Source organism: Paenibacillus darwinianus (genome assembly GCF_000598065.1).
In the GTDB taxonomy this organism is placed as follows: domain Bacteria; phylum Bacillota; class Bacilli; order Paenibacillales; family Paenibacillaceae; genus Paenibacillus_I; species Paenibacillus_I darwinianus.
Genome location: NZ_KK082156.1, coordinates 1 through 18,507, shown reverse-complemented (window position 1 = coordinate 18,507; position 18,507 = coordinate 1). Strand labels below are relative to the sequence as shown.

Annotated in this window: 19 protein-coding genes and 1 pseudogene; 16 read left to right on the top strand and 4 right to left on the bottom strand. The window is 55.1% G+C overall.

The genetic code is table 11. The features are described from left to right. The 6 genes from BG52_RS07605 to BG52_RS07580 all read left to right on the top strand — a co-directional run. The coding region (locus tag BG52_RS07605; RefSeq protein WP_144340762.1) for a sugar phosphate isomerase/epimerase family protein at positions 1–400 on the top strand (400 nt) is incomplete at its 5' end. 4 nt (positions 401–404) lie between these two features. Beyond that, positions 405–827 carry a cupin domain-containing protein gene (locus BG52_RS07600; protein WP_036583280.1) on the top strand — a complete coding sequence of 141 codons (423 nt, stop codon included), beginning with the start codon at positions 405–407 and terminating at the stop codon, positions 825–827. A 26-nt stretch (positions 828–853) separates the two neighbouring features. Continuing rightward, positions 854–2,092, top strand: a complete 1,239-nt coding sequence (locus BG52_RS07595) for a Tm-1-like ATP-binding domain-containing protein (RefSeq protein WP_036583278.1) — start codon at positions 854–856, stop codon at positions 2,090–2,092. Beyond that, entirely contained in the window at positions 2,085–2,918 is an 834-nt protein-coding gene (locus BG52_RS07590; RefSeq protein WP_036583276.1) for a phosphoenolpyruvate hydrolase family protein, read from the top strand. The genes BG52_RS07595 and BG52_RS07590 overlap by 8 nt, the downstream gene beginning before the upstream one ends. Before the next feature lie 18 nt (positions 2,919–2,936). Next, complete coding sequence (locus tag BG52_RS07585; protein WP_036583273.1) at positions 2,937–3,476, top strand: gluconate 2-dehydrogenase subunit 3 family protein; 540 nt, start codon at positions 2,937–2,939, stop codon at positions 3,474–3,476. Then, a complete protein-coding gene (locus BG52_RS07580) occupies positions 3,473–5,167 on the top strand; it encodes a GMC family oxidoreductase (RefSeq protein ID WP_036583271.1) in 1,695 nt (564 codons plus the stop codon). Before BG52_RS07585 ends, BG52_RS07580 begins: the two co-directional genes overlap by 4 nt. A gap of 104 nt (positions 5,168–5,271) precedes the next feature. Here the strand turns inward: BG52_RS07580 and BG52_RS07575 are convergent, their stop codons facing one another. After that, positions 5,272–6,408 (bottom strand): glycerate kinase, encoded by a 1,137-nt coding sequence (locus BG52_RS07575; protein WP_036583269.1) that lies wholly within the window; start codon positions 6,406–6,408, stop codon positions 5,272–5,274. 147 nt (positions 6,409–6,555) lie between these two features. Between BG52_RS07575 and BG52_RS07570 the strand changes: the two genes are divergently transcribed. Further along, positions 6,556–7,650 (top strand): CdaR family transcriptional regulator, encoded by a 1,095-nt coding sequence (locus BG52_RS07570; protein WP_051587776.1) that lies wholly within the window; start codon positions 6,556–6,558, stop codon positions 7,648–7,650. Between the two features lie 140 nt (positions 7,651–7,790). On the opposite strand, the gene BG52_RS07565 is transcribed toward BG52_RS07570, so the two are convergent. Continuing rightward, complete coding sequence (locus tag BG52_RS07565) at positions 7,791–8,024, bottom strand: hypothetical protein (protein ID WP_036583267.1); 234 nt, start codon at positions 8,022–8,024, stop codon at positions 7,791–7,793. A 631-nt stretch (positions 8,025–8,655) separates the two neighbouring features. Next, a complete protein-coding gene (locus tag BG52_RS07560) occupies positions 8,656–9,444 on the bottom strand; it encodes a 3'-5' exonuclease (RefSeq protein WP_051587779.1) in 789 nt (262 codons plus the stop codon). A 762-nt stretch (positions 9,445–10,206) separates the two neighbouring features. On the opposite strand from BG52_RS07560, the gene BG52_RS07555 reads away from it, so the two are divergent. The 7 genes from BG52_RS07555 to BG52_RS07530 all read left to right on the top strand — a co-directional run bounded on the left by BG52_RS07555 (position 10,207) and on the right by BG52_RS07530 (position 16,260). Then, the gene (locus tag BG52_RS07555; protein WP_036583265.1) at positions 10,207–10,821 is read left to right on the top strand and encodes a DedA family protein; all 615 of its coding nucleotides are present in this window, start codon (positions 10,207–10,209) and stop codon (positions 10,819–10,821) included. Between the two features lie 115 nt (positions 10,822–10,936). Further along, on the top strand, positions 10,937–11,068 hold the full coding sequence (locus BG52_RS16630; protein WP_263280389.1) for a hypothetical protein: 132 nt from the start codon (positions 10,937–10,939) through the stop codon (positions 11,066–11,068). Positions 11,069–11,113: 45 nt separating this feature from the next. Then, entirely contained in the window at positions 11,114–11,401 is a 288-nt protein-coding gene (locus tag BG52_RS07550; RefSeq protein ID WP_036583261.1) for a DUF3817 domain-containing protein, read from the top strand. A 196-nt stretch (positions 11,402–11,597) separates the two neighbouring features. Beyond that, positions 11,598–12,929, top strand: a complete 1,332-nt coding sequence (locus BG52_RS07545) for a hypothetical protein (protein ID WP_036583259.1) — start codon at positions 11,598–11,600, stop codon at positions 12,927–12,929. 93 nt (positions 12,930–13,022) lie between these two features. Beyond that, positions 13,023–13,379 carry a Na-translocating system protein MpsC family protein gene (locus BG52_RS07540; protein WP_036583303.1) on the top strand — a complete coding sequence of 119 codons (357 nt, stop codon included), beginning with the start codon at positions 13,023–13,025 and terminating at the stop codon, positions 13,377–13,379. 331 nt (positions 13,380–13,710) lie between these two features. Further along, entirely contained in the window at positions 13,711–14,274 is a 564-nt protein-coding gene (locus BG52_RS07535; protein WP_223298943.1) for an ABC transporter permease, read from the top strand. A gap of 522 nt (positions 14,275–14,796) precedes the next feature. Then, positions 14,797–16,260, top strand: coding sequence for a hypothetical protein (locus BG52_RS07530; RefSeq protein ID WP_036583257.1), 1,464 nt, complete (start codon positions 14,797–14,799; stop codon positions 16,258–16,260). Between the two features lie 12 nt (positions 16,261–16,272). Here BG52_RS07530 and yyaC read toward each other — a convergent pair whose 3' ends face one another. Further along, positions 16,273–16,899 carry a spore protease YyaC gene (gene yyaC, locus BG52_RS07525; protein ID WP_051602296.1) on the bottom strand — a complete coding sequence of 209 codons (627 nt, stop codon included), beginning with the start codon at positions 16,897–16,899 and terminating at the stop codon, positions 16,273–16,275. A gap of 132 nt (positions 16,900–17,031) precedes the next feature. On the opposite strand from yyaC, the gene BG52_RS07520 reads away from it, so the two are divergent. Next, positions 17,032–17,778 (top strand): creatininase family protein, encoded by a 747-nt coding sequence (locus BG52_RS07520; RefSeq protein WP_036583255.1) that lies wholly within the window; start codon positions 17,032–17,034, stop codon positions 17,776–17,778. 1 nt (position 17,779) lies between these two features. Then, a pseudogene (locus BG52_RS07515) lies at positions 17,780–18,507 on the top strand (hypothetical protein); the annotation flags it as partial.

Sequence of the window (18,507 nt, the reverse complement as noted above, 5' to 3'; positions counted from 1 at the left end):
TCACGGCGTAACGCTGGTGATCGAGCCGACGTCGCACGACAGCAACATCGTCGACCGCTGTGACGATGCGCTGATGATGATGCGGGAAGTGAACAAGCCGAACGTCAAGGTGATGTTCGACACGTTCCATGCCCTTTACCGCAAAGAGCCGTCGACAGATTATATTTACGCGATGGGCAAGGACCTTCACCATCTGCACCTTTCGGATAACGACCGTCTGGCGCCGGGCCAAGGACGCGGCGATTTTGTCGGTGTCATCCAAGCGTTGAAGGATATCCATTACGATGGCTGGCTGGCAATGGAAATCGGCTTCGACCGCCGCGACATCGAGCCCGATCTCGTAGCCCGCCAGGCTTACGAATATCTCCAGCCCCTGATCGATCGGGTAGAAAGGGATTGAAGCGATGAAAACCCGCCGTTTTTTTGTGAAGTCGGAAGATGTCGAGACGCTGGCGTTCAAATGGGGAAGTTTCAAGGTGACTTGCTCGCCGGAGGTGAACGGAGCTTCCGGCTTCAGTGCCGGCATTGTGGAGATGCAGCCGGACGGAGGCCACGACCGGCACAACCATCCCGGAGCGGAGGAAATCATTTATGTACTTGCCGGTGAAGGGGAACAGATGGTGGAGGACGAGGACGGCAATCCGGTCGTTTCGGCCGTAACCGCCGGCTGCACGATTTATGTGCCGGAAAGCAGATACCATTATACCGTGAATACGGGCAAAGAGCCTATGCGCGTTTTTGTCGTCTATTCGCCGGCCGGATCGGAGCGGGAATTGAGGAAGCTTCCGGATTGCCGCATCGTTCCCGCCGGCCCGGCGGCGCGTTAATTCCAATCCGTTATGGAGGCAGACGCATGGTAACGGTCGTTCTGATAGGGACATTGGATACGAAGGGCAAGGAGTACGAGTACGTCAGAAATCTCATCGTGGCGGAGGGATGTCACGTTATTACCGTTGATGTCGGCGTCATGGATAGTCCGCAGATGCAGGCGGATATCCCGAGAGAGCAGGTAGCCGAGGCAGCCGACATCGAGCTGCAAGCCCTGATCGAGCAAAAGGACCGCGGCTTCGCCATTGAACGGATGTCACAGGGAGCTTCGGTGCTTGTGCGCAGGCTGTACGCCGAAGGCAAGCTGCACGGCATTCTGGCTCTGGGCGGCTCCGGCGGCTCCTCCATCGCCACGCATGCGATGCGCTCGCTGCCGATCGGCGTGCCGAAGCTTATGGTTTCGACGATCGCCTCGGGCGACACAAGCTCTTATGTCGGTCAATCCGACATCACGATGATGTACCCGATCGTCGACATTGCCGGCATTAATTCCATATCGGAGCGGATTCTGACCAACGCTGCGGCAGCGATTGCGGCCATGGCCCGGGCGGCCGACGGCTTCCGGAACAGCCCGGGGCGCGGCAAGCCGCTCGTGGCGGTTACCATGTTCGGCGTGACGACGCCGTGCGTGACGCGTGTCCGCGCCCGCTTGGAGCAATTGGGCTATGAGGTCGTTGTCTTTCATGCGAACGGGTCGGGCGGCCGCGCGATGGAAGGCTTGGTTAGGGAAGGTTTTTTCAGCGGCGTATTGGACTTGACGACAACGGAGCTCGCGGATGAGTTGGTCGGCGGCCTGTTGTCGGCCGGCACGCACAGGCTTGAAGCGGCAGGTGACCGGGGGATTCCCCAAGTCGTATCGTTAGGCGCGATGGATATGGTGAATTTCGGCCCATTGGAGTCGATCCCGGCTGAATTTAAGGGCAGAACCCTTTACAAGCATAATCCGAATGTGACTTTAATGCGCACATCCAAACCGGAGTGCGAGCAATTGGGCAGAATCGTCGGCGAGAAGTTGAATCAGGCAAAAGGACCGGTCACGGTTTTTGTACCGCTTCATGGGGTGTCATCCATTTCTCTGGAAAATGAGTTTTTTTATGATCCAGAAGCGGATCGGGCATTGTTTGAGAGCCTTGCGAATTCGTTAAAGCCTCACATCCGACTGATTGCCATGGATACGGATATTAACGATCCTTATTTTGCCGAAGCGGCTGCCGATGGCATGCATGCATTAATCCAACCGACTGGGGTGTTAACGAATGAGTAAAAAGGAAATGATGGACCGGTTCAGAGATCAGGTCAGCAGAGGAATACCGATTATCGGTGCAGGGGCGGGCACCGGCATTTCGGCAGTGTGCGAGGAAGCCGGCGGAGCCGACATTATTATCATTTATAACTCGGGGCGTTTCCGGATGGCGGGCCGCGGCTCCATCTCCGGTTTGATGCCATACGGCGACGCCAACGCGATCGTGATGGAGATGGCGGGCGAGGTCATTCCGGTGGTGAAGCGCGCACCGGTGCTGGCCGGTGTGTGCGCCACCGATCCGTTCCGGCAAATGCCGCAATTTCTGCAAAAGCTGAAAACCGAATACGGCTTCAAGGGCGTGCAGAATTTTCCTACGGTGGGGCTTTATGAAGGGCGCTTGCGCCAAAACATGGAGGAGACGGGGATGGGCTACTACCGCGAGGTGGAAATGATCCGAACGGCGAGTGAAATGAACCTGCTTACGACACCCTACGTTTTCAATGAAGAGGAGGCGCGCGCGATGGCGGAAGCCGGAGCGGATATCATCGTCGCGCACGTCGGCACTACGCTTAAGGGTTACATCGGGGCGAAAAGCACGATGTCGATGGACGATGCGGTTGATGCGGTTCAAGCGATGTGCGATGCGGCGAAGGAAGTGAATCCCGAGGTGCTCGTCATCTGTCACGGCGGTCCGATCGCCGACCTCGATGACGTCAAATACGTGTTGGAAAAAACGAACGGGATCGCCGGCTTCTACGGCGCTTCCAGCATGGAACGATTGCCGGTGGAAGTCGCGATTACGGAAAATGTAAAGCAGTTCAAAGCGCTCACGCTACGCAGCTCGTAAACCGGGAGGAAGCCGCATATGTCCAATATGTTCTTTAATGAAGAGGAAATGGGCTTGGTCCAAGCGATCTGCAGCCGCCTCATTCCAAGTGAACCGGACAGCCCGGGAGCCATGGAGGCGCAGGCCTATACTTATATCGACCATGCGCTGGCGGGTTATTTCAGTCATCTCCAGAACTATTACCGGCAGCGGCTGCATGATTTCAACCGTTTGGCCAACCGGTATTACGGAGCCGACTACGTGCGGCTTGCGGCGGAGCAACAGGATGAGCTGCTGCACAGCATCGAGCGGATGCAGGTCGGAGAAGATTCGGACGATATGAGGGTGTTTTTCGAGGTTATTCATGAGCATACGATCGAGGGAACGTTCGGTGATCCGAAATACGGCGGCAATCGGGATTTCGTCGGGTGGCGGATGATCGGATTCCCCGGCGCGCAATGGGGGTATACGGGCGAGCAGATGCAGCTCGGTTACGACAGCGGGCAAATCGAAATATTATCTGTGACCGATCTTCTGAAGCGGCATAAGGAAGCGGAGAAGGAAGTGAGCCGTTCATGAGCGTACGGATCGATGCGATTATCGTCGGCTTGGGGGCGGCAGGCGGCCTCATCGCGACGGAACTTGCCCGCGGCGGGCAGAAAGTGGTCGCGATTGAGAAAGGGGCCTTTTACCGGCAATCCGATTTTCTCGGCAAGTTCGATGAAATCCGCTATTACTGCCGCAGCGCGATCGTTCCGCATATGAAGTCGGATCCAATTACGTGGCGGCCGAACGAGAAGACCAAGGCCGAGGTACTGCCTTGGGCCTCCAACACGCTCGGATTAGGCAATCCGTTCCAGATTCCACCTTCGATGGGAACGGGCGGGGGCACGCTTAATTGGGGCGGGGCGGCATTCCGGTTCCGCGAGGCCGATTTTCGGATGAAAAGTACGATCGCCGAACGCTTCTCGGAGTCGGCATTGCCGGAATATACGACGCTGGAGGATTGGCCTATCGACTACCGGCAGATGGAGCCTTATTTCGACCGGGTGGAATGGGAACTGGGCGTGGCTGGAAAAGCCGGCAACGTGAACAATACGACAGTGGAAGGCGGCAATCCGTTCGAAGCGTCCCGCAGCCGGGATTATCCGATGCCGCCGATCCAGCGTGGAGCGGTCGACGATTTGTTTTGCGATACCGCGAAACGGATGGGGTATCACCCATTCCCTACGCCGACCGCGATAGCGACCACCGATTATAAAGGAAGAAAGGCATGCACCAATTGCGGCTTTTGCCATGGCTTCCCTTGCCATATCGGCTCCAAGCTGTCGACCCACGATCTTATCAAAGCGGCCGTAGAGGAAACGGGCAATCTGGAGATCAGGCCGTTCAGCCGGGTATTTCGGATCAACAAGCGGGCGGATGGCCGGGTAAAGGGCGTTTCCTATTACGATGCCGACAGCAGGATTGTCGATTTGGAGGCGGAGGTCGTTATCCTGGCCTGCTATGCGCTCGAGAACGCCAGGCTGCTGCTTAACTCGGGAATTAACGGAAACGGCCATGTCGGCAAGCATCTGATTTTGCATAACTACGGATGGTTCAACGGGGTGCTGCCGGAAATTACGAATTCCTTTATGGGCTCGCTGCAGGGCGGCTCCATTATCGACGATTATACGTCGGAGCTGATTCCGGATAATGAAGAAGGCGTGCTTTGGGGATCTCCGATAAACACATGGACGGGGGATTTTCAGCCGATTGAGACGATCCACGGCTTGCCGCCGCATGTGCCGAAATGGGGCAAAAGCTTCAAGGATTGGATGGGTCAAAACTTCCGGCGCCTGTTCCGGATGTACTCGCAGCATTCCACATTACCCTCCAATTGCTATTATGTGGATCTGGATCCGGTCGTGAAGGACCCGTTCGGGCAACCGGCCTTGCGCATCACTCACGAGTGGACAGATTACGACGCGAAAGCGGTGGAATATTTTATGCGGATCAAGCGGAAGATTGCTAAGGAGATGGGGATGCTGGAGTGGTGGGAGGACTCGCCGACCCCGAATTATCATGTGACCGTGCATGACGTGGGGACGCATCGTATGGGACTGGACCCGAACACTTCGGTCACGAACCCGTACGGCGAGGTGCATGAATGCAAAGGACTGTATGCGGTCGGAGGCGGTCAATTCGTGTCCCAGCCGTCCTATAATCCGACCCAAATGATTTTTGCTCTGGCTTATTTAACGTCGGATCATTTATTGGAGCGCGTGTAAAATAGGGCTTTCCCGTAAGTCATCCTCGATGGCGTGCGGGAAGGCCCATTGTCTTTGCCGGAACGAGAAGCTTTCGGGAAAAGGTTTTATACCGTTTGCCGCATTTACGTCCGCGCTCTGGCAAGCAGGCGAATCACATTCCTCGCGCACTGCTCCAGATTGCGTTCCGCCTCTTCCATGCAAGCCTCGAGTGTGGACGGCCCAGGCACGGTGGAGAAGCAGGCGGCGAAGCGATCGTACAACGCTTCGGCGTTCGTCCCGAGACTGCCCGAGATCAGAATCGCGGGCTTGCCGGCATCATTGGCCCACCCGGCGACGGACCACGGCAGCTTGCCGAAGACGGTCTGTTCATCGCTCCGTCCTTCCCCGGTTATGACCCAGTCGGCTTCGGCGATCTTCCGCTTCAAGCCGGTTAACTGCTCCACCACCTCGGCGCCGGGCACCATAACGGAGCCGATCGACATGAATGCAAAGCCGAGTCCGCCCGCCGCCCCGGCACCCGGCCGTTCGCGGAGATGCAGAGACAGGGCCTGCTCCATCAGAGCGGCGTAACGCGCCATGCCTTCATCGAGGCGTGCGACAAGCTCGGGTGAAGCGCCCTTCTGCGGTCCGAAAATGTGGGAGGCGCCTTGCGGCCCGAGCAGCGGGTTCGTCACATCGCAGGCGACGGTCATCCGGCTTTCCTTTAGCCTGCTGTCCAGGCCGGTCAGATCGGCATGCGTCAGCTTCGGCAAATCCCGGCCGAACCCTTCGAGCGGATTGCCGTCTCGATCCGTGAAGCGCGCGCCCAACGCAGACAGCATCCCGATTCCGCCGTCATTGGTGGAGCTTCCCCCGAGCCCGACGACGAATTGCCTGTAACCTTTATCGAGCAGAGCGCGCATCAGCTCGCCCAACCCGCGCGATGTCGTATGCAGCGGATTCCGGCGCTCCGGCGGAAGAAGCGGCAGCCCGAAAACGTTGGCCGCCTCCAGCACGGCGGATGCGGCCATTCCCTCACCGATCTCGCCATAATAGACGGTCCGCGGCTCACCTTCGGGGCCCGAAGCCTGATGCTCGACGATCGTACCGCCCGTCGCCTGAACGAGCGCGTCAACGGTGCCTTCTCCGCCGTCCGCCATGGGAACCACCGTCGCTTCCGCTTCCGGCATTTCCTTCATTATTGTCCGGGCAATGATCGCGCCCGCTTGCGCGGCGGTCAAGGTGCCCTTGAACGAGTCGGGTGCAATGACGAATTTCATGGGTTTCCTCCTTTTTCCCGATCGATTAGTGTTGATGCTTCTATTTTACTAGAAACAATGCCTGGACTCCTTATATGAACTGAACAAAAATAGCGTTATTCGAAGGTTGTTTTTTGTGTAAAATAGATAATATCGGAGGGGGTAATCATGCTCACCAAGCAATTGGCGGAGGAGATCGTAGCGGAAACGATGCTGCGCTTAAACCGCAATATTAATATCATCGACGTCGATGGTACGATAATGGCGAGCGGTGATGCAGGACGCGTCGGGGAATATCATGAGGCGGCGGCGACGGCCATCAAGCGTGAGCAGACGGTCGCCATGCAGTTTTCCGATTTGCCGAGATGGCGCGGCGCCCAGGCCGGCGTCAATATGCCGATCCGTTACGGCCGGCAAGTCATCGGAGCGATCGGCATAACCGGCGATCCCGAGGAGGTGGAGCCGTTCGGACAGCTGGTTCATATGACCGCCGAGCTTCTGATCCGCCAGCATTACTCCAGGCTGCAGGATGAATGGAGGCAAATGGCAGGTGATCTGATTGTAGAGGAGCTTCTAAAGGAATCGGACTCTATAGACTTCGAATCGGTCGATGCCAGACTTGAGGCGATTCGCCATCCGCTTAAGCCGCCATATCAAATGGCCGTTGTACGGTTCACGGATTCCGCCCGCCAAAGGACCGAGGAAAGCGTGCCGATTAAAGTTCGTCGGCTGTTGGAGGGCAGTCGTGTCCTGATTAGTCCGTACCGGCCGCAGCGGTTGCTGCTGTTGTTCTCCGAGACGGCCGAAGATCGGGTCATGGCAAAGCTTAAGAAGCTCAAGCAGCTGTTGCTAACGGAAACGGAGTCGTTTTGCGTCGGAGTCGGAAGTTCTGCCCGGCTGCGGACCGACATACGGCGCAGCTATGAAGAGGGAGAGGCTGCTTTAAGCTGCGCCGGCTCTTCCGACGAGCCGATTGTTTATTTCGATGAGGTGGAGGGACAGGCGCTTGTGCGTTTCATACCGGTGGAGCGCAGACAAAGGCTTGCCGGGAAGCTGCGTCCCCACTGGAATGCGAAGATGGAGGAAACGCTTGAAAGCTTCTTTGCGTGCAGCCTCAATGCGGCTGAGGCGGCAAGCAGGCTCGGTATCCATCGCAACACGCTGCTGTACCGGTTGGAGAAAGTGAAGGAAACGACCGGGTATGACCCTGCCCGCTTTCGCGATGCGATGATTTTGCAAATGATGGTATGGAGCAACGGGTAAAAGCCCGCATCTCGGCAAGACGGGGCTTCTCGTCATATTGGAGTTGCCGAAGCTGTCAGTATGGCAGCCTCTTGTTCGCTTGCAGGCACATCGAGCGCATCAAGCACATCAACGGAACATAGCCGGATCACCGCCCGGAGCTATTTACTTTTGCGGTAGTCGATGATATCCTCTTCACGCCCGCCATGCCAGCCGCCGCTTTTATACCCGCCATGCCAGCCTTGCGGGGGCCATCCATACGGCCAGCTCTGCTGCCAGCCTTGCTGCCAACCGCCGTAAGGATGCATGCCGGGGTAGTACGGTTGATGAGGGGGATAAGGAGAAGGCGAATAGGGCTGATGGCCATACGGATACATCCAGGGGTTATAGGTCATGGGGCAAACCTCCATTTGATTGATGATGTAGCCTATGCAAATCCGTTCGGGCGGGATGCTTGCCCTAACCGATTTGGGCCAATGGGCTACAAGGAGCTCCCGACCACGATGGCGAGCTTCGTTCGATCATGGAACATTTGGTTCGGCATGACTGGTAACACTCAACACGGCTAAAGCTGTAGATTCTTGGCCCTTGGTGAGATTGAACCTTTTCTTGAACTATAAGCGCAAGGGTGATAGGGTCAGTGGCCGGGTGCCACACAAATACCGCGGTTTGTTCGATGATGTGGACTCTACTGCACGATGCGGTTCTCGAAACCGGTAGCGCTGCGGTGCTGAAATCTCCGGGTATCTTCGTATTCTGGATGTATTTTACTGTCTGACTGTTGGCTCAACTTCAAGATCAGTTCTTGACGAGGTAAGCCCCGGTTAAAATATGGAAAAACATCTGCTAAACCTGTATTGTTGTAAGTCCAACCAAACAACAAAAGGAATAGACAGATGCAAACTCAGTATATCAATGAAAATGCTCAACATACCAGAGCTACAAATCCAACAGATTCTGCGGATAAATGCAGATGAAATTCATATAGAGGCAACACCGGTAGCAAAAAAGCAATGCTGTAAACCTTCAGTCCACAATTGCCGGAGGCGCCGCAGCTTTTTTCTGCAGGGCCTTCTCCAATTCCGCCGCGAAATACTCCTGAAGCTCCGCCAGCTTCCGGGGATCCTCAAGCGCTACCTTGTCCTTGAACACATACTCGGCAAGCAGCTCCCATGTGGGCGTTTTTCTTTGCGCCAAAAGGGCTCGGATGGCGTTTTTGACCAGCTTACGTTCCTTGGCGTTCGTATACAGGTCTTTGAACCGCTGCACGCGCTCAAGGTCGAGCTTGCTGAATATTCTCCGGAAAATTTCCGCCGTCATCTGCGCGTCGTCCAATGCCCGGTGAGCGGAGCCCCCGGCCTCAATCCCGAGATCGAGCAAAGCTCCCTCGACGCTCACGTCGTTCGAGACGTTTTTGTACCGCAGATATCCCTTCAACAAATCATAATAGTCGACGGCCATCCAATAGGCATCGTCCATCTTATGCATCCGGGTGTCATACACGATGCGCTTCAGGTCCTCCCCGCCCCAGGTGAGGAGCAGGAATGGACGACCGCGGTCCAGCCAGGTCATGAAATCGGCGATCACCTTGGGGAAGCCGTGGGCCCGGTCGATCGCCTCCTGGGGAATGCCGGTTTTCTTCTTGATGAAGCTGTTCAGCTTGGTGAAATAGACCGGTTTTACGAACGCTTCGAATTGATCCGTCTGCTGCAGAGCAGAATCCAGCCGGACCGCGCCGATCTCGATGACCTCCATTGGCAGCTCGCTGGCAAATTTGCGGCCGTTAAATTCTATATCCAACACAATGTAATCCACTAAAGTGCCTCCGATCGGGTGCTCATGCTTTTCATTCTAACAAAAAATCATACAATGGTAAAAACCGGTCGTGTCCGCTCAAGCGGGACACCGGCCCGGCTGCTATGCAAACCGCGGCAACTGCGCGTCCGTTTTCTCATCAAACCTTAATATTACTGTGTTATGATAGTCTCAGCTTTATTTGCACTGCTCAAGGACGCGCTTGGGGGATATCGTATTGAACCGCAAGCCGTTCATGCAGAGCGCAGCCGTATGCCTTGTTTCTCACATTCGAGACGAACCGCTTGGCGGCGGAAATTCAGAAGGCCGTCCGTATCGCATGAATTTCAGTCCCCGCTCACGTCGATCATTGGCTTTACAAAAGCGTTAAAAGATAAGAAAATGAGCAAGGAGAGACGAGTCCGTTATCTAACCACGCAGAATCGTAATCGCCCTGGAGCTGCAGTGGTCCGCAAAGCAGATTGAAGTCGAGCTCCGGTTGGAGGCGGTAACGGTCGAAGCGGATGAGGATAAGCTTTGCCAGGTTCTGAACCAATCTATTAAACAACAGCATCAAGTTCACACCGGAGCAGGGGGATTCGGATTACGGCGGAAGCGTACGGCGATCAAGCGAGCGTCTCCTTTACGGATAACGTCCGGACATTCCCAGGCAAATCGTTGAACTGCATCACGGCGGTATTCAGGCACACGGCTCGTTCGGAGAAGGCTCCGTTTATACCGTGACGCTGCCGAAGCGTTACAATAAATATTCAGAGGTGTAGAATGCAGAACTGGATTACCGATTTTATGGAGCAGTACGGCTATATCGGCATTTTGCTCATGATTGCGCTCGAAAATGTATTTCCTCCGATTCCGTCGGAAGTGGTGCTGACATTCGGCGGTTTCATGACGACCCAAACGGCGTTGACGGTTCCCGGCGTCATTACCGCCGCAACCCTCGGCTCGGTGTTAGGCGCCATCATCCTGTACTGGATCGGCCGTGCGCTTCACGTGGATCGGCTAGAAGCGATTGTCGGAAGATGGGGACATATTCTCCGCGTCCAAAAGGAGGATATCCGCAAAGCGGATGCCTGGTTCGACAAATATGGGCATTGGACCGTATTGTTCTGCCGGATGGTTCCGCTGATCAGAAGCTTGATATCCATTCCGGCCGGGATGTCGCGTATGCATTTCGGGGTGTTTCTTATTTACACGACGATCGGCACGCTCATATGGAACATTGTGCTCGTCTGGCTAGGCGCAGCCCTGGGCGAGAATTGGGAGGATATCCTGTCCTTTATGGATGTATACTCGAACATCGCGTTCGTGTTGATCGCGATCACCGGGCTCGCGGTCATCTTCTATTTGATACGTAAAAACAAAAAAACGGGACATTAATAGCCGTAGGTACTGGGATGGAACAAGCGGTGCTCGGCATTCTAGCCGGTGCATTCGTGGCGCTCGGTTGAGTTGACCGCATCATGATAAAATGGGCTGAAGGGGTGGCGGAATCATGCAGGTGCCGGCGGGCGTTTGGGTCACAGCGGTTATTATCGTTATCATTCTGGGCTGGGTCACGTTCTGGGTTACGAATAAGGCATACTCGAAAAAATGGGAAGACCATGATAATGAGCGGGGTCAATAAGAAACTTAAGAAACTTGAGAAACTTGGTATTGGAGGATTCCCAATATGTGGAACACCCACGTAGGACGCGTGCGCGGCGTCGGTCTGCTCGAAGGCGCTTCGTTCCTGATCCTGCTTCTTATCGCCATGCCGCTGAAGTACGGAGCCGGAATCGATAAGGCCGTTTCTGTCGTCGGCATGGTGCACGGCGTGCTGTTTGTGCTCTATTTGATTGTTATCGCCCATGCGTTTTTCGCGCGCCGCCTAACGTTCCGCATGTCGGCTGTAGCCGTTGTGGCGTCAATCGTGCCGTTCGGACCGTTCTGGCTGGATCGCAAGCTTCGCAACGCATGACGTGCGGGAACATGCGAATAAGTCGAAGAACATCAAGGAGACCGTTCCTCCCGCTTGCCGCAGGAGGGCGGTCTTTTGGCATGGGCCGGGAAGTCGCAGCGTTGACGGCGGAGATGGTTATCCGCTAGAATCAACATAATTGGTATACAATATGCCAAAATAGCGGCATACTTTTCGATCCGGAGGAGCGACCCTAGTGAAAAGCAACTTTATTTTAGGTATGTGCTTGTTGTTCTTAATCCAGTATTTCGTGCGCTCCGAATGGCTGCAGCTCGTGCTGGCGGTTTGCGCCGTCATTGCCTTCGCGGGAAGCGTGACGCGGGCAAGGACGGTTCCCCGGATTTTCAGCCTGCTCATGTTCGTTTCCGGAATCGCGCTGACGGCATTGAAGGGGCTGGGAATCGAAGCCGCCGCACAGGGTGTTACGTCGAATCTGCCGTTGCTGACTTTGCTGGTACTCGTTCCGCTGTTGTCAATTCCATTTAAAATGGGCGGGTTTTTCGACTCGATTCTCGCTTATCTTAAACGCTACCGTCACAGTCCGAGGAGGATGTTTGCCGGCATCACCGCCGTACTGTTCGTGCTCGGTCCGATTCTGAATCTTGGTTCCATCCGGATCGTCCACGATTTGCTCAAGGACCTGCGATTAAACGCCGCCTTTTTATCGAAAGCGTATCTAATCGGATTTTCCACGACCATCCTATGGTCTCCTTATTATGCGGCCGTCGGCGTTACGCTGCTGTACCTGAATGTATCGATCGGGGATTATATACGCTACGGCTTCGGCTTGGCTATATTGTTTCTGGTTGCGGGCAATCTCCTGTTCGGCGTATGGAGCCGGAAGCGGGAGCGTGAAGAGGGCCGTGAATCGGAGGGCGGCATTACGGCGGCTGACCGAAAAAGAATGCAGCGCTTGCCCTTTATTATCGTATTTTTGATGCTCGTTACGATTGCCGCCGAATCGTTCACCCATTGGTCGATGCTGGTTCTCGTAAGCCTTCTGGCCATTTTGTTTCCGCTCACATGGGTGTCGGTTTCCGGGCAGTGGAGCCTGTTGAAAAATTTTGTCGCGGACTACCGCAATAAAGCCGTTCCGATAATGGATAACGAAATCATTATGTATATCAGCGCAGGTTTTTTCGGACAATCGCTGCGGGAAACCAGCTTCGGCGACGGCATCAGCCAGTTCATGACGAATATCGCGCAAGTTTCTTTCTTGTGGTTTGCTTTATTCATTCTCGTTGCGATGATTTGCGTTACGTTTGTCGGCATTCATCAGGTGGTGTTCGTCACCGTGTTTGCGACGCAGATGGATCCGGCGGCTCTCGGCACGACAAAAGAAATTTTGGCGATGGTGATTATGCTGGCCTGGTCCGCTTCCTCCGTTCTTAGTCCGGTCAATCCCATCAACTTGCTCGTAAGCGGGTTGGTGAAGAGGTCCAGTATACAAATCGGATTCCGCGACAATGGCTTGTATTTGGCTCTTGTCTGTGTGATGGGAATCACAATTCTAACGATATTTCATTAGCGGCGCCAAAGGGAAAAGGGTCTGCCGCGGTGAATGGTTTATGATGCGGCGATGGTTATGGATGGGATGCTTTGCGGAAGGGAGGGGATCAAGGTGAACAACCGGCTTCCGGTCGGCGTTTTAAAGCAGGAGATTATCAAAATTTACAACTCGATCAACCAGGACATTTTCGGCATCGGCATCAAATCGCAGAAAATCGACATTTTGGGCGAGAAGGTGTATATCTTCGCCACCCACAAACGAATCCCCGCCTTGAAAACGCTGGACGATGAGTTTCGCGGCCTGACCGCAAGCGTGGATATGCTGCTGATGGAAAAAAACAAAAAAAGGCTGAAGGAAGAGCTTGAACAAACGCTCGGCCTGTCCGTTGTCGCCGTCCTTAAGGACTATGACCCGAAAGCGGAGATTTCGGGGACGATCATCATTTTTAAGGAGAAGCTGGAAGGATGAATATTACGCATAAATAACATTAATGCGTTACATTGTGGATGATTTTGTTCTTTTTTTGCAAAATGTACTTGCCTGAAGGTGAAAGTTGTGTTAAATTACTTAACATAAAAGTGATTTTTTGCATAGCGGCCGACATTAAGGTGCTGAATCCTTCCGCGGGAAGAGATTCGGATCCATCTTGCCGGCGGCTGAAAGCTTTACGGCAGGTCATGAGGAGCTCCCAAACGGAGAGCCTTGAACCGCTAATTATGACATACGGGTCATGAAGGCCCTCGTATGCTCATGGTTGGCGGTTTTTTTGTCCACTCATATGCTTACGGGAGTTGAAACGATGGTCGGCCTTGTGGTCTCCATGGCCGCCGGCACGGCGATCGCCGTTCTTTTCTGGTGGTCGTCTTACGCGTCGAAAGTGCTGGAGCCGTACATGGTCGTTCTGAACGCCCTTCCCAAGGTGGCGCTCGGTCCGATCTTCTACATCTGGCTCGGCGACCGGTATTCGATATACGGCATGGCCGTCGCCATTTCGATCATCGTCACGATCATGATGATTGAGGCGGGGTTCAGGGAGATCGGCAAAACAAAGCTGAAGGTCATGGAGTCGTTCGGCGCGACCAAGCTGCAAATGCTGCGGATGGTGCTGCTGCCCGCGAGCGTTCCGAACCTGATCGCCGCCTTGAAGGTAAACGTCGGGTTGACGCTCGTCGGCGTCATCATGGGCGAATTCTTGTCGTCCAAGGCGGGTCTGGGCTATTTGATCATTTACGGCGGCCAGGTGTTCCAGATGGATATGGTCATGGTCAGCATCGCGATGCTGGCGGTTCTCTCTATCCTCTTATACGGGATCGTCACCGTTATCGGCCGCTTCGCCATGAAGCGGAATCATTTGGAGGGATAAGACGGGGGAAGGACCGGTATCAAAGCGGCTGTTCGACACCGGTCCCGTCCGCCGGGAGAAATTTTATCCTGTGCCGTCGAACGTAGCTTTATCCCGGCGTGGCCGCTGCGGAAAAGCTCCATCGTGCCCCATGGCGCCCATGGGGCGATATCTAGTATTGACTGTAAATAAAGGTTGCTAGAAATAGAATTATGGTATACAATATACAATAAATCCTGTGAGATAGATCGCGGAATTTATATTTTCACAGGATTTGCAAACGCTTACATCGTTAGGGGGGTGTAAATAGAGCGCAAAAAAGCAGCTGTTTGTGCTAATAAGCAGTGCTTGGTGCGATTATGTTAAGTTTGTGTTACTTAAAATTACGTAATCATGCAGTTTTCGGGGAGGATGAACAAAAACAAACCAATAAAAAGAAAAATATTGTATACCAAACCTCTTTAGTGTTATACTCGCGTTAGGTAGTGTGACATAAGTTGCGCTGCGCGGAAAATAATTATTTAAGAGAGTTGAGGGAAGCGGATGATTACGATGTCGCATGTATTGTATGCTTTGGTAACGGTCAGCGTCATACTGGTCATGTTTTTCCGGCGGGGCGTGGTCATTCCGACATTGATCGGAACTTTTATTATCGGATGGGTATATAAAGGAGACGTAATCAGCGGCTTCAAGGCGGTATACAACGCCAACCTGACCGCAGCCAAGGAACTGTTCACGATTTTCCTCATTATTACGTTCATGGTGGCTTTGTTGAATTCGCTGAAGGATATCGGCGCCGATCGGCGGATGATCCAGCCGCTTCAGAAGCTGATTGTCAACGGCCATATCGCATTTTTCGCCCTTGCGGGCATTACGTTCGTTATCTCCCTCTTTTTCTGGCCGACACCCGCGGTTCCGCTCATCGGGGCGCTGCTCATTCCGGCAGCCGTCCGCGCGGGTTTGCCGCCGATGGGCGCGGCGATGGCGATTGCGATGGCCGGACAAGGGATGGCGCTCTCCTCCGATTACATCATGCAGGTTGCGCCGATGCTCAGCGCAACAGGCGCCGGCATCGGGACCGCAGCCGTAGCGGACAAAGCTATGATTCTGTCGCTCATTACGGGCGGCGTGGCGATCGGCTCCGCTTACCTGCTCAACAAGAAATCGATCAGCGAGCCGATGGCCGGGGATTCGGGCATGCCGCAGCCGATCGTTCTGAAGACGGCGGACAAGGCGGAGCAACAGGAGCCTTCCTATGCGGAAGCCGCGGCAACGACCGAGACGCTCGCGCCTTCTCTTCAGCGCTGGTCGAAAATATTTGCGGTAGCCGTGCCGCTGTCCATGCTGGCCATCATGATCGTCATGGCTGCCAGTAAGCTCGGATCGGGTCTCGGCAGCTTCGAGGGCGGAGACGGGGCGGCATTCATCGGGGGCGTGGCCATTATCCTTCTGATTCTTGCAAGCATCGCGCTCGGCAAAGCGGACGCGCTCGACAAAATCAGCGATCACCTGGTGGAAGGCTTCGTGTTTGCGTTTCGGGCGATGGGTCCGGTCATTCCGATTGCGGGCTTCTTCTTCCTCGGCAACTCCGATTTCTCGGGAAGCATTTTGTCGGTTGCCGAAGGCGCTGCGGCTCCCGCATTTTTGTTCGATCTCGTCGCGTCCGTGCAATCGTACATTCCTTCCAGCAGCTTCCTGACGGGCTTCGGCCTACTGCTGATCGGAATCGTGACAGGCCTCGACGGCTCCGGCTTCTCCGGACTGCCGCTGACCGGTTCGCTCTCCGGCGCTTTGGCTCCCGCTGTCGGCATGGATCCTTCGACGCTGGCGGCAATCGGCCAGATGGGCGCGATTTGGGCCGGCGGAGGCACGATTATCGCCTGGTCCTCGCTGGTGGCGGTTGCGGGCTTTGCAGGCGTCTCGGCGATCGACCTTGCCCGCAAAAACTTCATTCCAGTCATGCTTGGGCTCATCGTCTCCACTTTGTTGGCGATTATCTTCTGGTAAAAAGACGGAGGTTTAACTTCCGGCCGACAACCGATCTGGCGCGGAAGCCTCAGGTGCCGCGGCAGGCAGAAGCAGGGGCGTGATCTCGCGGCAAGCGCGGACAAGCACGTCCGACATGACTGCAGCCATCTCGGCCACGAACGTCAGGCTGGTATGCTCCAGCACTTTGGTATTCAGCGCGCGGTGGTTGTTGATGATTCCCTTAAAATGAATGTGGCCGACAGGAGGAAGCGGTTTGCCCTGGCTCGCGCCCGGCTGAAGCGGTTCCTCCACAAGCTGCAGCGTGCCGATTTTGTAAAATTGGCCCAAACACGCGTCTACGCCGACGACGTATGCTTCCATATGCTTGGCGGTGATATGGTGCATTGTTTTATGCAGATTAAGGGCGTGAACCGGTTGATCGAGCGTGCCGTAGATCCGGACAGGTCCGGGTTTCCCGGAAGCCTTCAATCGGCTTCCGACCATAGGTCCGAGCGAGTCCCAGGTATAGCGGTTGGTTCCGACGCAGACGATGACGATTTCGCGATAGGCCGCCTCATTTTTATGGAAATGGTTGATTAGGGCTTCCGACAAATACCCGGCGGATCTTTTGTCGAGGTAGTGGCTGTGGTGCATCATGCTGCCGTCTCCTTGCTCCATGTATTGTGCCGTTCCTTTATCATATCAATTATACAGGGATTGCAGCGCCGAAAACATAAGGATCTATGACAATTTCGTTAATTTGGTATACAATATTCCAATATACCAATAAGCGAAGAAGGGAGTTCAATCATGCCGTCCTCCTATCTATTAACCCAAATGACATGGCCTGAGGTCGAACAAGCCCTCAAAACGGTTAAAATCGCTATTATTCCGCTGGGTGCGCATGAGCAGCACGGGCCGCATATGGTGGAAAGCTGCGACGCCGTGCTGGCCGAGGAAATGGGCAAAAGGCTGGCGGAGCGCCTGTATCCGGAGGCGCTCGTAACGCCGGTGATCAATATGGGCATATCGCCGCATCATATTCATTTTCCGGGGACGATTTCGCTTGAACCGGCCACGCTGATTGCGATTCTTCGCGATATGATCGTATCATTAAAGCACCACGGCATCCGCCATGTGCTTGTGCTGAATGCGCACGGCGGCAACCAGGCCACGCTCGGCGTGGCGTCGGATATGCTCACGAGAGAGCTGGAAGTGAATTTTTATTATGCCAAAACGACCGCTTCGGCGAAAGATGTGATGGACCGCCGGATCGAGTCGAAGCTTTACGGGCACAGCTGCGACCGGGAGGTTTCGGAAGCGCTGTATCTTGCCTCGCACCTGGTGCGGGCGGACAAGCTGGAGAAAGGCGACATCCAGGAGGGCAAATGGCGCAAGCTGAGGCCCGGAAATCCGCTGCAAGGCTACTACTATTATGAAGAAATGACCCGCAACGGCTGTATCGGCGATGCGACCAAAGCGAGCCGGGAGATCGGCGAGGAGATTGTGGAAACGGCGCTGGACCGCCTTGCAAGGGCCGTGAAAGACGTGTTGTAGCATGAAGCAGGCTCTTTATCTGGCGGCCATCGCAGCCTATCTCGGCTCGGTCGTCTATCCGAGCGATGCGCTGGATTGGACGGTCTCGGCAGTCAGCTTCCTGATCGTCGTGATCGTGTTCTTGTCAGCGGGGAAATTCGTCCGTACCATTGGGGGATTGTTCCTTGCCGTCGGCTTTAGTCTTCTCGCGGCGGATAAAGCCTCGGCTCCGGAGATGCTTCGCAGCTTCGGTTACATGATGAACGTGCTGAGCCTGTTCGCGCTCATTCCGCTTATTGCGCTGCCGATCGAACTGGGACGCTATGCGGTGAGGGTACAGGCCATGGTCCGCAGGCAGGTGCGCCATTCGGGCATGCTGTATGCCCTGACGTCGTTCTTGGCTTACGTCTTCTGCAGTTTCATGAACCTCGGCGCGCTGCCGATGGTTCATCAGACGATTCGGCCTTCGCTTGATGCGTTTCCGATACGGGAGCGCGACCGCTTTATAAGCAGGGCCATCACGCATGGCTACAGCATGCCGGTCATTTGGACGCCTGTGTCTCCGATACTCGGCATAGTCGTTGAGATGACGGGCGTACGCTGGAGCGCGCTTTTGCCCATTGTCATCCCGCTCAGCCTGTTTGGCTTGGCACTGGACTGGACGATAGCCGTCTGGGTTGCGGGACGCACGCGCAAGCAGGCGGGGGCCGGGTCGGCGGCCGCGGCCGAAATGTCGGCCGCGCTCGAGCC

Bases quoted from the DNA above. Each gene is read 5' to 3' on its own strand.
- BG52_RS07600 (WP_036583280.1), top strand. From the start codon at position 405: ATGAAAACCCGCCGTTTTTTTGTGAAGTCGGAAGATGTCGAGACGCTG.
- BG52_RS07595 (WP_036583278.1), top strand. From the start codon at position 854: ATGGTAACGGTCGTTCTGATAGGGACATTGGATACGAAGGGCAAGGAG.
- BG52_RS07590 (WP_036583276.1), top strand. From the start codon at position 2,085: ATGAGTAAAAAGGAAATGATGGACCGGTTCAGAGATCAGGTCAGCAGA.
- BG52_RS07585 (WP_036583273.1), top strand. From the start codon at position 2,937: ATGTCCAATATGTTCTTTAATGAAGAGGAAATGGGCTTGGTCCAAGCG.
- BG52_RS07580 (WP_036583271.1), top strand. From the start codon at position 3,473: ATGAGCGTACGGATCGATGCGATTATCGTCGGCTTGGGGGCGGCAGGC.
- BG52_RS07575 (WP_036583269.1), bottom strand. From the start codon at position 6,408: ATGAAATTCGTCATTGCACCCGACTCGTTCAAGGGCACCTTGACCGCC.
- BG52_RS07570 (WP_051587776.1), top strand. From the start codon at position 6,556: ATGCTCACCAAGCAATTGGCGGAGGAGATCGTAGCGGAAACGATGCTG.
- BG52_RS07565 (WP_036583267.1), bottom strand. From the start codon at position 8,024: ATGACCTATAACCCCTGGATGTATCCGTATGGCCATCAGCCCTATTCG.
- BG52_RS07555 (WP_036583265.1), top strand. From the start codon at position 10,207: ATGCAGAACTGGATTACCGATTTTATGGAGCAGTACGGCTATATCGGC.
- BG52_RS16630 (WP_263280389.1), top strand. From the start codon at position 10,937: ATGCAGGTGCCGGCGGGCGTTTGGGTCACAGCGGTTATTATCGTTATC.
- BG52_RS07550 (WP_036583261.1), top strand. From the start codon at position 11,114: ATGTGGAACACCCACGTAGGACGCGTGCGCGGCGTCGGTCTGCTCGAA.
- BG52_RS07535 (WP_223298943.1), top strand. From the start codon at position 13,711: ATGGTCGGCCTTGTGGTCTCCATGGCCGCCGGCACGGCGATCGCCGTT.
- BG52_RS07530 (WP_036583257.1), top strand. From the start codon at position 14,797: ATGATTACGATGTCGCATGTATTGTATGCTTTGGTAACGGTCAGCGTC.
- yyaC (WP_051602296.1), bottom strand. From the start codon at position 16,899: ATGGAGCAAGGAGACGGCAGCATGATGCACCACAGCCACTACCTCGAC.
- BG52_RS07520 (WP_036583255.1), top strand. From the start codon at position 17,032: ATGCCGTCCTCCTATCTATTAACCCAAATGACATGGCCTGAGGTCGAA.